General features: G+C 70.0%; 16 protein-coding genes and 3 tRNA genes. 7 read left to right on the top strand and 12 right to left on the bottom strand.

From position 1 onward, the window contains the following. Nucleotide 1 precedes the first annotated feature (1 nt). On the bottom strand, nucleotides 2-1567 hold the full coding sequence (locus JIN95_RS15560; RefSeq protein ID WP_099255832.1) for a DNA-directed RNA polymerase subunit B'': 1566 nt from the start codon (nucleotides 1565-1567) through the stop codon (nucleotides 2-4). After that, nucleotides 1564-1791: a DNA-directed RNA polymerase subunit H gene (locus tag JIN95_RS15555; RefSeq protein ID WP_095635601.1), complete on the bottom strand. Its 228-nt coding sequence runs from the start codon at nucleotides 1789-1791 to the stop codon at nucleotides 1564-1566. Before JIN95_RS15555 ends, JIN95_RS15560 begins: the two co-directional genes overlap by 4 nt. Nucleotides 1792-2094: 303 nt before the next feature. Between JIN95_RS15555 and JIN95_RS15550 the strand changes: the two genes are divergently transcribed. Both JIN95_RS15550 and JIN95_RS15545 read left to right on the top strand, forming a co-directional pair. Continuing rightward, nucleotides 2095-2167: transfer RNA gene (locus JIN95_RS15550), tRNA-Asp, on the top strand. 29 nt (nucleotides 2168-2196) lie between these two features. Continuing rightward, a tRNA-Asp gene (locus tag JIN95_RS15545) sits at nucleotides 2197-2269 on the top strand. 245 nt (nucleotides 2270-2514) lie between these two features. Here JIN95_RS15545 and JIN95_RS15540 read toward each other — a convergent pair. The 4 genes from JIN95_RS15540 to JIN95_RS15525 form a co-directional block, all read right to left on the bottom strand. Continuing rightward, nucleotides 2515-3519, bottom strand: coding sequence for a histone deacetylase (locus JIN95_RS15540; protein ID WP_095635602.1), 1005 nt, complete (start codon nucleotides 3517-3519; stop codon nucleotides 2515-2517). Continuing rightward, nucleotides 3520-3951 (bottom strand): histone, encoded by a 432-nt coding sequence (locus tag JIN95_RS15535; RefSeq protein ID WP_095635603.1) that lies wholly within the window; start codon nucleotides 3949-3951, stop codon nucleotides 3520-3522. It abuts the gene before it with no gap. 161 nt (nucleotides 3952-4112) lie between these two features. After that, nucleotides 4113-5624 (bottom strand): single-stranded DNA binding protein, encoded by a 1512-nt coding sequence (locus JIN95_RS15530; protein ID WP_200532051.1) that lies wholly within the window; start codon nucleotides 5622-5624, stop codon nucleotides 4113-4115. Nucleotides 5625-5809: 185 nt separating this feature from the next. Then, nucleotides 5810-6370 carry a hypothetical protein gene (locus JIN95_RS15525; protein ID WP_200532050.1) on the bottom strand — a complete coding sequence of 187 codons (561 nt, stop codon included), beginning with the start codon at nucleotides 6368-6370 and terminating at the stop codon, nucleotides 5810-5812. Between the two features lie 132 nt (nucleotides 6371-6502). On the opposite strand from JIN95_RS15525, the gene JIN95_RS15520 reads away from it, so the two are divergent. Then, a tRNA-Arg gene (locus tag JIN95_RS15520) sits at nucleotides 6503-6575 on the top strand. A gap of 162 nt (nucleotides 6576-6737) precedes the next feature. On the opposite strand, the gene JIN95_RS15515 is transcribed toward JIN95_RS15520, so the two are convergent. Further along, nucleotides 6738-8579, bottom strand: a complete 1842-nt coding sequence (locus tag JIN95_RS15515; protein WP_095635606.1) for a cation:proton antiporter — start codon at nucleotides 8577-8579, stop codon at nucleotides 6738-6740. Between the two features lie 449 nt (nucleotides 8580-9028). On the opposite strand from JIN95_RS15515, the gene JIN95_RS15510 reads away from it, so the two are divergent. The 3 genes from JIN95_RS15510 (at nucleotide 9029) to JIN95_RS15500 (ending at nucleotide 10537) form a co-directional block, all read left to right on the top strand. Then, on the top strand, nucleotides 9029-9295 hold the full coding sequence (locus tag JIN95_RS15510) for a hypothetical protein (protein WP_200532049.1): 267 nt from the start codon (nucleotides 9029-9031) through the stop codon (nucleotides 9293-9295). Between the two features lie 94 nt (nucleotides 9296-9389). After that, nucleotides 9390-9680 carry a hypothetical protein gene (locus JIN95_RS15505; RefSeq protein WP_095635608.1) on the top strand — a complete coding sequence of 97 codons (291 nt, stop codon included), beginning with the start codon at nucleotides 9390-9392 and terminating at the stop codon, nucleotides 9678-9680. A 149-nt stretch (nucleotides 9681-9829) separates the two neighbouring features. Next, nucleotides 9830-10537, top strand: a complete 708-nt coding sequence (locus tag JIN95_RS15500) for a DUF309 domain-containing protein (protein ID WP_200532048.1) — start codon at nucleotides 9830-9832, stop codon at nucleotides 10535-10537. Nucleotides 10538-10708: 171 nt separating this feature from the next. Here the strand turns inward: JIN95_RS15500 and JIN95_RS15495 are convergent, their stop codons facing one another. Then, the gene (locus JIN95_RS15495) at nucleotides 10709-12694 is read right to left on the bottom strand and encodes an aconitate hydratase (RefSeq protein ID WP_200532047.1); all 1986 of its coding nucleotides are present in this window, start codon (nucleotides 12692-12694) and stop codon (nucleotides 10709-10711) included. Nucleotides 12695-12960: 266 nt separating this feature from the next. On the opposite strand from JIN95_RS15495, the gene JIN95_RS15490 reads away from it, so the two are divergent. Next, the gene (locus tag JIN95_RS15490; protein WP_200532046.1) at nucleotides 12961-13434 is read left to right on the top strand and encodes a deoxyuridine 5'-triphosphate nucleotidohydrolase; all 474 of its coding nucleotides are present in this window, start codon (nucleotides 12961-12963) and stop codon (nucleotides 13432-13434) included. A gap of 68 nt (nucleotides 13435-13502) precedes the next feature. Here the strand turns inward: JIN95_RS15490 and JIN95_RS15485 are convergent, their stop codons facing one another. The 4 genes from JIN95_RS15485 to JIN95_RS15470 all read right to left on the bottom strand — a co-directional run bounded on the left by JIN95_RS15485 (nucleotide 13503) and on the right by JIN95_RS15470 (nucleotide 17348). Further along, nucleotides 13503-13877, bottom strand: a complete 375-nt coding sequence (locus JIN95_RS15485) for a tautomerase (protein ID WP_200532045.1) — start codon at nucleotides 13875-13877, stop codon at nucleotides 13503-13505. A 335-nt stretch (nucleotides 13878-14212) separates the two neighbouring features. After that, complete coding sequence (locus tag JIN95_RS15480) at nucleotides 14213-15589, bottom strand: LLM class flavin-dependent oxidoreductase (RefSeq protein ID WP_200532044.1); 1377 nt, start codon at nucleotides 15587-15589, stop codon at nucleotides 14213-14215. A 137-nt stretch (nucleotides 15590-15726) separates the two neighbouring features. Beyond that, on the bottom strand, nucleotides 15727-16134 hold the full coding sequence (locus JIN95_RS15475; protein ID WP_200532043.1) for a CBS domain-containing protein: 408 nt from the start codon (nucleotides 16132-16134) through the stop codon (nucleotides 15727-15729). 257 nt (nucleotides 16135-16391) lie between these two features. Continuing rightward, nucleotides 16392-17348 carry a DUF5787 family protein gene (locus JIN95_RS15470; RefSeq protein ID WP_200532042.1) on the bottom strand — a complete coding sequence of 319 codons (957 nt, stop codon included), beginning with the start codon at nucleotides 17346-17348 and terminating at the stop codon, nucleotides 16392-16394. Between the last annotated feature and the right edge of the window lie 124 nt (nucleotides 17349-17472).

Here is a 17472-nt window from a genome sequence, read left to right as displayed (position 1 = left end):
ATTAGTCGTCCGCCGTCTGTCGTTCGACGCCCTCGATGCCGGGGATCCCCTCGACACCCATCGACGCCAGTTCTCGTTTCAGCCCCTGTTCGTCGTCTACGGTCTGTGACAGCTCCATCGCCTGCGCGAAGTTCTTCACGAGCCCGCAGTTCGGTCCCTCCGGGGTCTCGGAGGGACAGATGCGACCCCACTGGGTCGCGTGGAGGTCCCGCGCCTTGAAGTGCGGCTGCGAGCGCGACAGCGGCGAGCGCAGGCGCCGGAGGTGCGAGAGCACGCCCATGTAGTCGGTCCGGTCGACGAGCTGGGAGACGCCCGAGCGGCCGCCCACCCAGTTCCCCGTCGCGATCGGGTGTTCGAGCCGCTCGGTCAGCACGTCGGATCGGACGACCGTGTTGACGGTGAGCTCGCGGTTCCGCATGTTCGCGCGCTCGAGCTGGTACTTCACGTCGCGCGCCAGCTTGTTCAGCGCGGTCCGGAACAGGTCGCGCATCAGGTCGCCGGAGACCTTCAGGCGCTTGTTCGCGTAGTGGTCCTTGTCGTCGGCCTCGCGGCGGTCTAAGGCGAGCTCGAAGCACGCCTCGGCCATCCGGCAGAGGTAGTACGCCTTGTTGATCCGCACGTCCTCTTCCTCGACGCCCTCCTCGTGGAGGTGCGGGAGGAGGTAGCGGTCGATGACGTAGTTCGCCCGCTTGAGCTGGTAGTTCTTCCCCTGGCCGGAGGCGACGCGCTCACCGAGGGTCTCGATGGCCTCCTCGGTGGTCTGTACGTCGGCCTCCTCCAGATTCTCCAGCATGAACTTCACGATCTCGGGGTCGTCCGAGACGCGGTGGACGATCTCCTCGTCGGACTCCAGTCCGAGCGCGCGGACGAGGGTCACGAAGTCGATCGAGCCCGAGACGGACGGGAACGACACTTCGAGCAGCCCCTCGCGGTTGCGCTCGCAGAGCACCAGCGCGCGGTAGCCGCGGCGCTGAGAGAACGTCTTCGCGACCTGGATCTCGTCGCCGTACTTCGAGTCGTACTCGGCGAGGATCTTGTTCGGCGCGAGGTCCTCCGAGGTCATCAGCACGCGCTCGGAGCCGTTGACGATGAAGTAGCCGCCGGGGTCGACGGGGTCCTCGCCGATGTCGATGAGCTCCTCGTCGGAGAAGCCGGCCATGTTACACTTGTCCGAGCCGACCATGATCGGCATCCGGCCGACCTTGGTCTCGGTCGTGTCGACGACCTGCTCGGGCTCCTCCTCGCCGCCGCGCACGATGGACATCTCCATGAACACGGGCGCCGAGTAGGTGATGTTCCGGAGGCGGGCCTCCTGGGGGTACAGCAGTTCCTCGGAGCCGTCGGCCTCGCGGACGCGCGGGGTGACCATCCGCACGTCACCGAGCTCGACGTAGACGGGTTCCTGGCCCTCCTTGTCGCCGATGTCGGTCTCGATCGTCTCCTTCTCGTCGACGACCTCCTGCATCCCGCGGTCCAGGAAGTTGTTGAACGATCGGAAGTGGTGTTCGGCGAGCCGTTCGTCCGAGAAATACTCGCGTGACACCACGCGTCGGTCTTGCCTGTTCATGAGACGACTAATCGGTACACGACCGCTTCCTCGGTCGTGCGAGAGTTTCGAGTGATCTTCACCACGTCACCGACCTCGGCCTCGTCGGGGAGCGCGGGATCTGTGCGTTTGATCTTCGGTAGGTTCGTCCGTTTCACGTCGTACTCCGCCAGAACCTCGTCGACCTCTTCGGGTTCGAGGAGGACGTGATCCGGGACGAGTTCGTGTTGGCTTACGTCTACCATGGGTGGTGGTTATTGAGAGAAGCTATCACGAGATACTACAGATCGCTATATGCGCCAACGGCATAAGGCTTGCCAAGCGGCTCCGCCGCGCACGGCTCACGGCGACGGGGGCGTGCGATACCCTAACTCACGCGGGTATCACACAAAAGGGTACCGCCGCGATCGACTTGGACGCGACCGATCCGGCTGCGATCGGCCTTGGCACGACCAACCGCGCCGCCGTCGGTCCCTGTCACCGGTCACCATCGTCGGCGGGGATGACAAGCCTTATTTGCCAGACAGGGGTACGAATGACTGCGACAAGCCCGGATGGTGTAGTGGCCCATCATACGACCCTGTCACGGTCGTGACGCGGGTTCAAATCCCGCTCCGGGCGTCCCGACGCTTCGGGGTCTGTCGCTGTTTGCCCGGATGGTGTAGTGGCCCATCATACGACCCTGTCACGGTCGTGACGCGGGTTCAAATCCCGCTCCGGGCGTTCCTGTCGACGCCGACTACGAGCGAGGAGCGTCAGCGACGAGCGAGTCCGGCGTCGACGAACCCAGACAAGGGATTTGAACCAGAGAGTGGAGCGAGTGAAACGAGCGGAACGACTGAGGTTCAAATCCCGCTCCGGGCGTTTTCGTTCTTACCGATCAACGAGCGGTGAGCATCGCGAACCGCGGGCCCGGCGTCGACGAAACCCTCAAAAACCGACTCCCGGGCGTCGATCGCGGTTCCGTTCTACAGATCGAGGAGCTCCCGCAGCTCCGCGACCAGCGACTCCGTCTCGTCGTCGGGGTCATCGTCGTCGCCGACGGGAGTGCGCCCGTCGAACGTCTCGTGGACCATCGAGACGCCTTCGGCCAGCGTGTCGAGCCCGTATCCGCCCTCGAGCACGTAGGCGTTCGCGGCGCCGACCTCGTCGGTGACCGACCGGATCCGGTCGGTCATCAGCGCGTACCCCTCCGAGGAGACGCGCATCCGCGAGATGGGGTCGTGGCGGTGGGCGTCGAACCCGGCCGAGACGATCACGAGGTCGGGGTCGAACCGTTCGATCGCTGGCGCGACCGCCTCGTCGATGGCGTAGAGGTAGTCGGCGTCGCCCGCGCCGGCCGCGAGCGGGAGGTTCACCGTCGTCCCTTCGCCCTCGTCGCGGCCGGTCTCGTCGAGCGCGCCCGTGTCGGGGTAGAGCCCCTCCTCGTGGATCGACGCGTAGAGCACGTCGCCGCGCTCGTAGAACACGTCCTGGGTGCCGTTCCCGTGGTGCACGTCCCAGTCGAAGATCGCGACCCGGTCCGCGGCGCCCTCGTCGAGGACGGTCTGGGTCGCGACGGCGGCGTTGTTGAAGAAGCAGAACCCCATGGCGTCGTCGGGCACCGCGTGGTGGCCCGGCGGCCGGCCGAGCGCGAAGGGGGTGTCGCGGCCGTCGTCGCCGTCGAGCGCGGAGCGAGCCGCCCACTGGGCGAGCCCCGCCGAGGTGAGCGCGGCGTCCCACGTCCCCTCGCTCGCGACGGTGTCTGGGTCCCAGTTCCCGCCGCCGTCGTCGACGAACGCCTCCAGCTCGTCGACGTACTCCGCGTCGTGGACCGCGACGACCTCCTCGCGCGTCGCTGGGTCCGCCTCGGCGTACTCGACGCCGTGCCGCTTCGCCAGCCCGCGGCGGATCGCGCGCAGCCGGTCCGGGTTCTCCGGGTGCCGTTCGCCGGTGTCGTGTTCGAGACACCGCTCGCTGTAGCCGAAGCGCATCTACTCGAACAGCGCGAAGTACGTCTCGATGTCCTCGGCCTGTACGGTCCGTCTGTCGGCGTGGCGCGCGAGCGTCGCAGCCGCGCTCGCGACGTTGTCGGCGTAGTCCTCCAAGATGTCGGCCAGCGCGATCCGCGCGTCGACGCCCACGCGGTACCGGTCGTCGATCCGGAGCCGCGCGATCCGGTCGATGGGGGCGACCGGCAGGGTGAGATCCTCGCGGCTGATCACCTGTTCGACGCCGAAATCGGACGCCATCAGCGTCTTCCGTCCGTCCTCGGTTGCCCGTTCGGCCGCGTCGATCGCCAGCTCCGCGCCGTGCGCTTGGATCCGGCGAGCCAACTCCTCGGCGGCGTCCGCGCTCACGCGGAGGTCCCCGGCGTTCCGCCGGATGATCCCGTCGACCGGCGCGAACGGCAACTCGACACTCATACACACAGTCGCGTCCGGTCGCCGTAAAACGTTTCCGTTACCCGCTCTCCGCCGCCGAGCGACTGCGTCGGCGCTACTCCGTCGCTCCCGTCGGCGGCCGCCGTCCCCGCGTTGACCGTCGCTCCGTCGCCGGCTGTTCCGCGCGCCGCGCGCCCGCCCGATCAGAACACGTCGTCGGCGTCGATCGTCCCGTCTCGCTCGGGTCCGCGCACCGTGACCTCCTCGCCGAGGCGGAGGCTCGCGTCGGTCTCGACGCTCTTCGTGCGCTGGCCGTCGTCCAGCACGACGGGATCGCCGGTCTGGACGACCGTCCCGGTGAACTCGACGTCCTCGGTCGACCGCTCCGCCGTCGCGGCCGCGGCGCCGCCGGCGCCCCCGCTCTCGCCGCCGGTCCCGCCGGTTCCGTCGCCGTCGGCGGTCTCGCCCGCGACGGCCTCGGCGGCCGCCTTCTGCCCGTCCTCGGCGAAGGCGCCGAGTCCGGTCTCGTTCCCGCCGCGGTCGTCGCTCCCGGAGTCGGAAGCGCCGGCTCCGCGGGCGCCGTCCGCGCCCCCGCCGGCCGCGTCGCTCCCCTCCTCAAGGACGGTGACCGTCGAGCGCCAGTTCGCGGAGGCCTCGAGGTCGTCCTGCCAGCCGTCCTGGATCTCCACGTCGGTGAAGACGACGCGGTCGGCCAGTTCGATCTCGCGATCGGCCTTGTCGCCCCACAGCGCGACGCGGATCTCGCCGGTGTCGTCTTTGATCCGGACGTTCCGGACCTGCCCCTCGGAGCCGTCGTCGCGGTCGAACGTGCGCTTCGGGTCGGTCTCGATGACGCCCCCGCCGATGTCGACGGTCTCGCCGATCTCCAGGTCCGCGATGTCGGCGGTCTCCGGGACGTACTCCACGTCCTCGTCGACGCGCTCGACGGTGCCGCGGTCGCCGACGTGGAGCTCCAAGTCGCCGTCGCGCTCGCGGACGTAGCCGTCGCCGACCTCGACGACCTCGCCGGCCTCGAACTCCTCGGCGAGGTCGGCCTTGCCGTCCCACAGCGTCACGCGCACGCGACCCGTCTCGTCGCCGACGGTGAGGTTGGCGACCCGCCCCTCGGAGCCGTCGTCGCGGTCGAACGTCCGGATCGCGTCCGTGTCGAGCACCTGTCCGACGAGGTCCACGTCGGAGGCGCCGAGCGAGAGGTCCTCCACCCGGTAGGTGTCGAGCACCTGCACGTCGACCTCGGCGTCCTCGTCCGGCTCGACCTTGTCCGCGCTCACCTCGAGGCCGCTGTACCCCTCCTTCGGGCGGCCCATGACGCGGAGCACCTGGCCGACCTCGAGCTCCTCTTCGGCCGCCGCGGCCATGTCGTCCCACAGCGCGACCCGCACGGAGCCGGAGGCGTCCGCCACGTCGACGTTGCAGACGCGGCCCTCCTCGGCGTCCTCGTCGTCGCGCTCGAACGTGCGGACGTCGCCGATGGCGGTCACCTTCCCGAGGAACTTCACCTCGTTCATCCCCGGTTCGATGTCGGCGATCGTGTCGGCCTCCTCGTCGCGCAGCTCGTGGGCGATCAGCATCGCGGCCGTCTCCTCGTCGGCGAGCCCGCCCATCTGCTCGACCTTATCCTCGACGGCCGCCTCGAACTCCTCGAACTCGACGTCGGTGTCGAGATCCTCGTAGACGTCCTCTATCACTCCCATACGCGTACCACCTCGGTTGTCGAGTCCGCGGATAAGCGTTGTCCTTGCGGGGGTCTCGCGGTCGAATCGGGGCGCTCGCTCCGCGGGCCCCGCGGCGTCGCCGGCGCGGGTCGGTGCGTCGTCATACCCGTCCATCGGTCCCGTCGGTACAAAAGGTGTGCAATCCGGGCCGCCCCGTCTCCCTCCTACGCGTCGTCCGGCCGATCGGTCGCGACCGTCTCGCGGCCCCCCGCGTCGTCGTGGACCACCGCCACGGTCTCGGGGACCCCGCCGTCGAACCGCGCCTCCAGCTCGTAGCCGACCGCCGTCAGCGACTGGGTGCACAGCCGGTCCGGCGCGGACCGGTCGACCGCGGCGACGACCACGCGGAACGCGCCGTCGTCGTCGACGGCCGCGTCCGCGATCTCCGCCCCGTGACATCCCGTCTCCCCGACGACCGTCCCCGCCACCGCGACCTCGTCGGGCGCGAATCCGATCGCGGCCTCGCCGCCGGCCGATCCAGTGTCTTCCGACGGGTCGGACTCGACCTCAACGAGGTCGGTCGACAGGAGGTCGGGGTCGGCGGCGGTTTCCGGCACGCTCCCGTCCGTCCCCTCGCCCGCGGTGGTGTTGCCACCGTCGGCGTCGGCGGCGTCGGCCCCTGACTCGGCGTCCGCCCCGCCCGCCCCGCCCGGCGATCCGCCGGCACCGACACAACCCGCGACGGAGAGCGCCGCGGCCGCCGCAAGGAGGGAACGCCTGTTCATACCGGGCCAGAGGGGCGCAACGGAGATAAACGGGTACCCATTGCCGGCCCCCGACCGCGCCGCATGCGACCGTTCGCCACGCGTCCCGCGGACCGTAACCGTCTTAAGTACTAGCGCGGTACGTGTATTTGAGTCCTGATAGGGTAGTGGACTATCCTCTTGGCTTGCGGAGCCAGGGACCGGAGTTCAAATCTCCGTCAGGACGCTCACTTTGCGGCTGACTCACTTCGTTCGTCAGCCGCTGCGTTCGCGCCCTGACGTGCCCTGCGCTCGCTTCGCTCCGCAGGACTCCGTCAGGACGGTTTTGGACACGTCGAACGGCGAATCCTGTGAGCCGCGTCCACATCGACGACCGCGGGGCCCGCCGTCAGTCGTGCGGATGGAACCGCTCCATCGCGCGCTTGACGGCGTCCGTGTCGCCGATGAAGGTGACGTGGTCGCCGTACTCCAGCACGCTGTCCGCCGACGGCACGTGATTCTCGCCGTCGCGGCTGACGACGGCGACGAAGGTGCCGTCGGGGATCTCCGCGTTGAGGTCGCGGATCGTCTTCCCGGCGAGGTCCTCCGCGGTCACCTCGACCTCCTGTACGTCGTGGCTGTCGCCGAGTTCGTTCATCCAGTGGGTGATCGCCGGACGCTCGATCTCGTCGTCGATGGCGACGGCGGTGGCCGTCGGCGAGTCGATGCCCTTGACGCCGAGACTCTCGAACGCGTCGACGTTGTCCGGCTCGTTCACCCGGGAGTACACCGATTCGACATCGAACTTCGTGATCGCGAGCTGGCACGCGAGGAGGTTGATGTCGTCGTCGCCGGTCACCGTGATCACCCGCTTGGCGTCCTCGATACCGGCGCCCCGCAGCGCCTCCGTGTCGCTGCCGTCGCCCTCGTACACGGTGAACCCGTCCGAGCGCGCGCGTTCGATCTCTTCGTCGTCGATCTCGACGATGACGACGTACTCGCCCCGCCGCTCCAGCCGTGTGGCGAGCGCCCGGCCGACCCGACCGCCGCCGATGATTATCGTGCGCATTGGTGACACTCCGAGAACGTCGCCGATCTGCCGCGCCAGCCCGGCCTCGATCGCGACCGTCGCGAAGATGACGGCGAACACCGTCCCGACCAGCAGCTCGCCCGCCTCGACGCTGCCCGCCAGCTCCAGCTCGATCGCGAACAGCGTGGCCACGCTCGCGGGGATGATCCCGCGCGGGCCGACGCCTGCGATGAACAGCCGCTCCGGCCACGTGAACCGCTCGACGCCGGCGGTGGCGATGATCGCTCCGAGCGGCCGGAGCACGAGCATGATCACCAAGACGAGCCCGACGGCGCCGACGCCGAGCGCCGCGATCGCCTCGATGTCGATCAGCGCGGCCAGCGAGATGAACACGAACGAGAGGACGACGAGCGTCGTGTTCTCCGCGAACCGTTCGATCTCCTCTCTGTTGTCGATGTCGAGGTTGCCGAGGATGATCCCGCTCGTCGCAGCCGCCGCGATCCCCGCCTCGGCGGCGACCGCCTCGGCGGCCGCGAACGCCCCCACCGCCGCCGCCAGCACGAGGAACTGCGACGCCTGCACGTCGCGCTCGGGGACGAACTCGCTGTTCAACAGGTAGTAGATAACCACCGTCGCGAGCACCCCGGCGCCCACGCCGACGCCGAGCCGCTGGAGGAACGAGAGCAGGGTCGCGGGGACGCCGAGGTCGTCGAGCAGCAGCGTCTCGAAGATCACCACGGCGACGATCGCGGCGGTCACGTCGTTGATGATCCCCTCGGTCTCCAGCGCGGTGGCGACGTGGTCCCTGACGCGGACGACGTTGAGAATCGGCGTGATCACGGTCGGCCCCGTCGCCACGAGCAGCGCCCCGATGAGCAGCGCGATCTCCCAGCTGGCCCCTTCGAGGAACCGCACCGCGGCCGCCGTCCCGAGGAACATCACGAGGGCGCTGACCGTCACCAGCCGGAGGGAGACGGTCGACGCGCCCCGGATCCGATCGATCCGCAGGGCGAACGCCCCCTCGAAGACGATGATCGCGACGCTGAGCCCGACGATGATCTCGAGCCCGCCTCCGAACGTCTCGAGGGTCACGAGCCCCAGCACCTCCGGCCCCAACACGACGCCGATGAGGAGGTAGAAGATGACGCTCGGCACCTTCAGACGGTGAGCGATCAGTTGGACGACGAGTCCCGACACGAGGATCGCCGCGATGACCGGCAACAGGCTGGACACGTCTACCGAACGTACGACCGCCGCCCTTCTTAGTGTACTGGTGGCCGGAGCCGTCCCGCGTTGTTCGCACGCGATAACTGAAGAGAATATTCTCGCGCCGACGAATCACGCCATTGATTCGCACACACGAGCAACTATTAACTCGGTTCCACCTGTTGGTCAATCTACACCCGCGCGGATCCCTCCGCCGGGTGCCCCACCCATGACCGTCCGCGACACCATCCCGGCGCTCGCCCCCCTCTGGAGCGTCGGGAAGCGGGGTCGCGGAACGGTCGTCGCTCGCTTCGACGCCGTCGCCGCGTAAACCCCGACGCGGGGGCGGTCGGCTTCGCCCGTCGGAGCGAGCGCCGTCTTCTCTCCCCCCCTTCCGACAGTTGGACCCGGTAGCTCAAGCGGCAGAGCCTCGGGGTGAGGAATCGACTCCCTCCCGGGTCCGTATGGCAGTCCAACCCTGCCACCGCGCGACCGACGTCGCGCTCCGGCTGGCGGTTCCCCGCGACGCCGCGGGCGACCTCCACGCCGGGGTTCGCGACAAGCTCGCCGGCCGCGACGGCGTCGACGTCGAACGCGTCGACGTTGTCGCCCTCCGGCCGCGCCTCAACGACCTCACGGTTGAGGTCGACGCCTCGCTCCGGCTCGCGCCGGACGCCGAGGTCGACGACCTCACCGAGATCGTCGGGGTCCACGAGGCGCGTCCCCGGTAGCGGACGCCGGCCGCTCTCGGTCTCCGCGGTCCCCGACCGACGCACCGACTCCGACCGCGGCGCGAGGACTCGCGCCACCAACACAGGACACACGATGACACGAGATTCACCCTCCAGACGCACGAGACACCCCGACCTCTACACCGGTCCGGCGCCCGCCGACCGCGCGCCCTCGTGGCGCGCGACGGCCGCGCTCGCCGCCGTGCCGGTCCTGACGCTGGCGGTCGCCGCGTTCCCGACCGCGGCCGCGTTCGCCGCGGCCGCCGTCGCCGGCGCGGTCGCCGGTGTCGCCCTCCAGCGTCGGTACCCGGACGCGCTCGACCGCGTCGTCGACCGCGCGCGGTCGGCGCCCGGCGACGGTCCGGCCGGCGCCGCCGACGGCTGATCGCGACGAACCACCGATCCCGCTGACGCTCGCCCTCCAACCTTCGCCTCCCGCTGACGCTTCCCTTCCCGTTCCGCCCGCCCTTCCGATCCCGGCGCTCACCGCGGGCATCCTCATCGCTTATCCGTCGGAGTCCCCGACGGACGGATATGACCGACCGCGACCGCGGGCCCGGCGTCGGGGCGGCCGCCGACGGAGACGTCCAGCCGGCCGCCGACGGAGCCACCCCCGGCGACGCCGATCCGCCGGTCTCCGCCGCGCTCCGTGCCGGCGCCGCGCTGTTCAACGAGGGACACGTCCTCGCGGCGCACGACCCGTGGGAGGCGGCGTGGCTCCCGCTCGCCGAGGGCCCCGACGAGCGCCTCCTCCACGGGCTGATCGCGACCGCCGCGGCGACTCATCACGCCGGCGCCCGCAACTGGTCCGGGGCGGTCGGTTGCGCCGAGAACGCGGTCGAGTACCTCGACGGAGTCGGGGCGGCGCCGCGCGGGGTCGACGTCGCCCCCGTCCGCGACTGGTGTCGCCGGCTCGCGACCGATCCCGAGACAATCGAGCGCGCGGCCCCGCCGACGCTCCGGATCGGGGGCGCGGCGCCGCGGTTCGGCGACCTCGACCTGGCGGCCGCGCGCCTCGCGGCGCCGGCGCTGGCCGGCGCGGTCGCCCCCGGCGACGAGGAGACGTTCGAGGCCGCGGCGGTGCTCGCGCACGCGGAGCGCGGCACCGGCCGGACGACGTTCGCGGAGCTTTTGTTCGCGTTCCTCCGCACGCCGGAGGCCCGTCCGCAGGTGGCCGCGCGGCTCGCTGACCACGTGGAACTGGCGGAGCGGAAGCGGCGCGACGTCGACGACCTGTTCTGATCGGACCGCGGTGATCGATGTCGGGAGTGAGTGTCGCAGGATGGCGAGGGAAAGACGGTATTTAAACATCGAGAGCCGCGTCACGACGCCGATCCGCACAGCCGCCGCTCGAAGGACGGACGCGTCGAAAAATGTGGAAAACGGACCGGTGAGTCTCGCTAGACAGCGCGCTCAGTCGTCGGCCGGCGCCGCGCCGGAGCCGCCGTCGGCGTGCTGCTGTTTGACCCACGAGAGCTTGCCGCCGGCCGCGAGGATGTCGCGCTCGCGCTCGGAGGCGTCGAGGTCGGCGGTGAACTCCCACTCGCCGTTGACGCTCACGGTGAACTCTTCCTGCCCGGAGCGGACGCCCGCGGGCACGTCGTCGACGATCTCGAGGTCGTCGCCCTGGTCGATCTTCTCGTACGTCTCCGCGTCGATCGCGAGCGGGACGATACCGAAGTTGAAGAGGTTCGCCTTGTGGATGCGGGCGAAGCTCTGGGCGAAGACCGCCTCGATGCCGAGGTACATCGGACAGAGGGCGGCGTGCTCGCGCGAGGAGCCCTGACCGTAGTTCTCGCCGGCCACGAGGACGCCGCCGTCGGCGTCGAGGGCGCGCTGCGCGAACGTGTCGTCGACGCGCGAGAGCGTGAACTCGGAGAGCTTCTCGATGTTCGAGCGGAACTTCAGGATGTCCGCCGTCGCCGGGATGATGTGGTCGGTGGTGATGTTGTCCTCCATCTTGAGGAGGGCCTCGCCGCCGTCCACGTCGATCCCGTCTTTGAGCGGCACGTCGCCGATGTTCGGGCCCTTGACGAGGCCGTCGTCGATCGCCTCGTCGGGCGAGATGATGTCGGAGTCGTCCTCGCCCATGCCGGGGCCGTACTTCGTCCCCATCTCCAGGCCGGGCGCCTCGAGGTCGCCGAGGTCGTCGGCGAGGTCGCGCGGGTCGACGATCTCGCCGGTGATGGCCGCCGCGGTGGCGACCTCGGGCGAGCAGAGGAAGACGGAGTCGTCCTCGATGCCGGAGCGACCCTCGAAGTTGCGGTTGAAGGTGCGCAGCGAGACGGAGTCGGAGGCGGGCACGTGACCGATACCGATACACGCACCGCAGGTCGCCTCAGAGAAGTTGACGCCGGCCGCCATCATCTCGGCGGTCCAGCCCTCGCGGGCCAGCATCTCGGAGGCCTGCTTGGAGCCGGGCGCGACGATCATCTCGGTGCTCTTCGAGACCTCGCGTCCCTCAAGCATCTTCGCGCTGGGGAGGATGTCCTCGTAGGCGCCGTTGGTACAGGAGCCGATGATGACCTGCTCGACGTCGGTGCCCTCGTACTCGCTGACGGGGGCGACGTTGTCGGGCATCGACGGCGCGGCCACGAGCGGCTCGAGCTCGTCGAGGTCGACCTCGATCGTCTCGGCGTACTCCGCGTCCTCGTCGGGCTGGAGGTCGACGTACTCGTCTTCGCGGTCCTGGCGCGCGAGCCAGTCTTTGGTCTTCTCGTCGGTCGCGAAGATCGACGACGTGGCGCCGAGCTCGGTCCCGAGGTTCGTGATCGTGGTCCGCTCGGGGATCGAGAGGTTCTCGGCGCCGGGGCCGGTGTACTCGAAGATCTTGCCGACGCCGCCCTTGACGGTCAGCTCGCCGAGCAGGTGGAGCGCGATGTCCTTGGCGGTCGCCCACTCGGGGAGCTCGCCTTCGAGGTGGACGTTGACGACCTCGGGCATCTCGACGTAGTAGGGGCCGCCACCCATCGCGACGGCGATGTCGAGCCCGCCGGCGCCGATCGCGAGCTGGCCGAGCCCGCCGGGGGTCGGCGTGTGCGAGTCGGAGCCGAGCAGCGTCTTGCCGGGCGCCGCGAAGTTCTCCTTGTGGACCTGGTGGCAGATCCCGTTGCCGGGCCGGGAGAAGTACGCGCCGTACGTGCCGGCCGCGGAGCGGAGGAACCGGTGGTCGTCGGTGTTCTTGAAGTCGAACTGGTACGTCTGGTGGTCGCAGTACTGCGCGGCGAGCTCCGTCTGGACCTCGTCCATCTCCAGCGCCTCGAACTGGAGCCACACCATCGTCCCCGTCGTGTCCTGCGTCAGCACCTGGTCGATCTCGATGCCGATCTCCTCGCCGGGCGTCAGCTCGCCCTCGACGAGATGGTCATCGAGGATTTTCTCCGTAATCGTCTGTCCCATATCATCCGAAGGTGGCTCTCCCGAGGATATAAAACCCGCGAGTTTTCTGCAAGATCGACCGTGTTAGATCGGTCGAACCGGCGGATTTTGCGGGCAGACGAGACTGGTATCATCCCCCATGACAGGAATAGACGTAACGAGTGTATAAGGCCGATAAAGGCCTATACCTCCCGAATTCTGAGGTTTCAGCGATCCTGCCGATCTGAGCGATCGGCGCCGCGATCGCGGGCGACACCGTTTAGTCTCGCCCGCGGGTCCGGTCGAGCATGTTCGACTCGGGAGCGAGGGTCGCGGCGGCGCTCGAAGGAGGCGACGCCGACCTCGACGACGAGCAGCGACAGCCGAACGGGGTCGACCTCACGGTCGGCGCCGTCTTCGAGCAGACGGAGCCGGGCGCGGTCCGCCGCGACGGGAAGCGAGTGGGGGAGCGCGAGGAGCTCGACCCGGAGGACGGCGCGTACCGGCTGGACGCGGGGACGTACGTGGTCCGGTACGGCGAGCCAGTGCGGATCCCGGACGAGCGGATCGGGTTCGTGCTCCCGCGGTCGACGCTGCTGCGGAACTCCTGTACCCTCGACACCGCGGTCTGGGACGCGGGCTACGAGGGGGTCGGCGAGGGGCGGCTCGACGTGGGCCACCCGATCGAGATCGAGCCCGGCGCGCGGATCGCCCAGCTGGTCCTCGCGCGGGCGGACCACGACGGGACCTACGACGGGACGTACCAGGGCGAGCGGCTCTGAGGCGAGCGGCGGCCGCGATCGCGGCGAAGGCTGCCGGGACCTGCGACTCCGAGGAGCCGTCGCTCCCGTCACTCGCCCGTCCAGTCGCCGCCGACCCGGTCGATTCCCATCATGTCCGCGCCCGCGTGCTCGGTGAACACGACCTTCGCGTTCGGCTCCGGGACGCCGAACTCCGCGACCGCGTGCTCCATCACGGCGAGCGCGAACGCGCGCTTGTACTCGAACGGGCGCCCCTCCCTGATCTCGGCGTCGAGGAACAGCAGGGGTCCGTCGACGGCGCGACCGAGGGTCATCGCCGAACGGTCCAGCTCCGAGACCGTCACCGCGACGTGCCCGGCGGTCGTCTCCATCTCCTCGACGTACCGGTCGGTGACGAACGCGGCGAACGACTCGCGCTCGGCCGGCGAGAGCGACAGGCTCGTCGAGAACTGTAAGAGCGGCATACGCGGGGGTCGACGCCGAGGCTCTTGGACGTGTCGGCGAGACGGGCGCGTCGCTACGGTCAGCGGGACACACCGGCGGCGAGACACACGGGCGGCAAGCGACACCGCCGAAAGAGACCGGCCGCTCTCGCAATCAAAGGAACGAACGGCACGCCCGTGCCGGGAAAAGGTGGCACGAGCGTGTCGTTCAGTAGGTCCCCGCTGACGCTTCGGCCCTCCAAGCGAAGCGTCACCTGAGACAAGCGGGGGAATCCACTTAAGCGTGCCGGGGGCGGCAGCGTTGTCGCCTTAGCGGCCCGGGAGATCGCCGCGAGGACGGGGGGAACCGCCCTCGGTCACTGCTTCGCCGGGTGGTCTTCGCGGAGCCGGGACTGGCCCGTCCCGAGGAGCCGCTCGCGGAGGGTGCCGTCGCCGCGCGGCGCGTCCCCCGCGTCGTCCGGATCGGGGACGAGCCCGCGCTCGCGCAGCTCGGGGACGACGAGGTCGACGAAGTCCGTCAGCGAGTCGGGGCGGACGACCTCCTTCACGTTGAAGCCGTGGACGCCGACCTCCTCGTGCCAGTACGCCAGCTCGTCGGCGACCTGCTCCGGGGTGCCGACGATCTTCGGGGAGGTGGTGCCGAGCCCGCAGAACTCCGCGACCTCGCGGACGGTCCATTCGCGGTCCGGCTGGGCCTTCGTGAACGCGTTCATCGTCCCCTGAATCGCGTCGGTCTCGATGTGTTCGACCTTCTGGTCGGGGTCCAGCTCCGAGAGGTCCATGTCGAGGAACCCGGAGAGGAGCGCGAGCGTCGCCTCGACGTCGACGTGGCTCTTGTACGCCTCGTGTTTCCGTTCGGCGGCCGCCTCCGTCTCGCCGACGATCGGCACGACGCCGATGAAGAAGCGGAGGCTCTCGGGGTCCCGCCCGTGGTCAGCCGCCCGCGACTTCACGTCCGTCATGTACTCACGGACGCCCTCCTCGGTGGGCTGGCTGGCGAAGACGCCCTCCGCGTTCGCAGCCGCGAACTCGCGCCCGCGGTCCGACGAGCCCGCCTGATAGATCACGGGCGTGCGCTGTGGCGAGGGCTCGCAGCCGTGGGGGCCGGGCACCGAGAAGTGCTCGCCCTCGTGGTCGATCGCGGAGACCTTCTCGGGGTCGGTGTACCGGCCCGCCTCGCGGTCGACCTCGACGGCATCCTCCTCCCACGACTCCTCCCAGAGCTTGTAACAGACGTCGAGGAACTCGTCGGCCCGATCGTAGCGGGTCTGTTTGTCCACCCGCTCCGAGAGCCCGAGGTTCTCGGCGGCCGACTCCAGGTAGGAGGTGACGACGTTGAGCGCGACGCGCCCGTCGGTGAGGTGGTCGAGCGTGGAGAACTCCCGCGCGAGCTGGTAGGGGTGGGTGTAGGTCGTCGAGCGCGTCACGGCGAAGCCGAGGTCGTCGGTGACCTCCGCCATCGCGGGGACGACGAGCTGCGGGTCGCTCGCGGGCGTCTGGACCGCCTTCTCGACGGCCGTCTCGCGGTCGTCGCCGTACACGTCGTAGATCCCGCGCACGTCGGCGAAGAACACCGCGTCGAAGCCCCCGCGCTCGGCGGTGCGCGCGACCTCGGTCCAGTACTCGCGGTCGGTGTACTCCGGCGAGCGGTCGCCGGGGTAGGTCCACGACCCGGGCGAGACGTGCTCGACCGAGGCCATGGTGAAGAGGTTGAGGTGCAGGTGATCGGACATAGCGTGCGGTACGCGATCCGCGGGTAATACCCCACAGAAAGGGGCGGCACTTGTCGGCGTCGCGGACGCGGCACTCGAGGAAGCGACAGTCGGTGACGCCGCGGTCCGAGACGGACAGAACGGAAGGGGCGACCGAGCTACGCCGACTTCGCCTCCGGCGAGGAGACGTAGGCGGCGAAGTCGGAGGTGGTGATGATCCCGATCGGCTCGTCGCCGTCGACGACGGGGACGTGGTGGATCCCGTGTTCGACCATCGTCGCGGCCACCGCCGAGACGGAGTCCTGCGCGCTCGCCGTGATCGGGTCGCGGCTCATGTAGCGCTCGACCGTGGTCTCGGCCTTCGGCTGGCTCTTCGCGACGATGTCGACGAAGTCGGTCGTGGTGAGGATGCCGACCAAGGCGCCGTCGTCGTCGACGACCAGCGCCGAGCTGATGTCGTTGTCGAGCAGCACGGCCGCCGCGTCCTCGACCAGCGTGTCCGGCGTCACCGTGTGCAGGTCGCTCGTCATCAGCCGCGCGACGAACACGTCTTCGATCTCGTCCATACCTACACGTTCCGCCGTCGACGTATAAAGCGTTGCCACGCGGATCCGGTGGTCGGCGGGGTTGGGGGTGGGGACGGTGGTGGGGGGTAGGGACGGTGAAGGTAGGGGCGAGGGTGGAGGTAGGGACGAGGGTAGGGATTAGGGACGAGGGTAGGGATTAGGGACGGTGAAGGTAGGGGCGAGGGTGGAGGTAGGGACGAGGGTAGGGATTAGGGACGAGGGTAGGGATTAGGGACGGTGAAGGTAGGGGCGAGCGCTCACAGGAACCGCGAGAGCCCGGACTGACGCCGCGGGCCGGCTCCCGCGGGGTCGGCCACCCACGCGGTCCGTGCGTCGCGGAGGCCGTCCCGATCTGTGGCGGGCGGCTCCGCGGGCTCGTACGCGTCGCAGGCCGCGCCGCAGTCGCGGCCGGGGTCGACGACCCGGTCGAACCGCTCGCAGTACGGGCGCCCGTCGGCGGTCGTCGTCGCGTGCGCGCAGGCCGGCGGGTCCGGGCGCCACCCCTTCCCGTAGGCGCGCTCGGCGATCCGGCGGCGCTTCCGCGCCTTCGCCGCGGGGTCGACGAGCGCCACGTCGGTCCGGAGCCCGCGCTCCTCGCGGATCTCGACGCCGGGCGCGCCGGGATCGAGGGGCGTCGGCTCCCGGACGACCTCGCGGTCGCCAGAATCGGGGTCGAACCGCCAGACGCCGATCGACTCCGGGATCCGGTTGAGGTGCGCGCGGGTGACGTACGAGGCGGTCGCGAGCACGACCTCGTCGAACAGTCCCAGCGCGGCGTCGTACCGCAGCTGGGCCGACAGGTCGCCGGGCGTGCCGAGGTCCGGCTTGTTCTCGATCGCTGTCAGCGAGCCGACCCAGTCGTCGGGGTACCGGGCGGTCGCGCGCACGACCGGGCGCCCGTCGCGGCGCTCGCGTTCGAGGTAGCCGACCTCGGCCGCGCGCTCGGCGACCGCCTCGGCGCGGTCCGGGGGGAGGTCGAACGCCTCCGCGAGGGGGACCGCCTCGCCCGGGCCGACGGCGGCCTCGATCGCGGGGTCCGGGATCCGGGCGGGCGAGATCGCTGCGCGCCGGTCGAACGCCGGCCCGGGGGTCAGCACGCAGACGTCGACGATCCGGCCGCCCGGGTTCTCGATCCCCGCCCCGAGCTGGCGGGCGACGACGCGGTCCGGGGATTCGAGCGCGGCACACAGCGCCAGCTCGAACCGGAACTCCATGGGCGAGCGTGGGCCGCGGGCGAGTAAAGCGCGTCGGCCGCAGCGGGGTCGCGGGCGGGACGTGGCGAGGTCGAGGACGGGACGTGGCGAGGTCGAGGACGGGACGTGGCGAGGTCGAGGACGG

Source organism: Halorubrum sp. LN27 (assembly GCF_016635065.1).
Taxonomy (GTDB): Archaea; Halobacteriota; Halobacteria; order Halobacteriales; family Haloferacaceae; genus Halorubrum; species Halorubrum salipaludis.
Note: the sequence above shows the minus strand (reverse complement) of the source record. Positions and strands in the feature narration are given on the sequence as shown.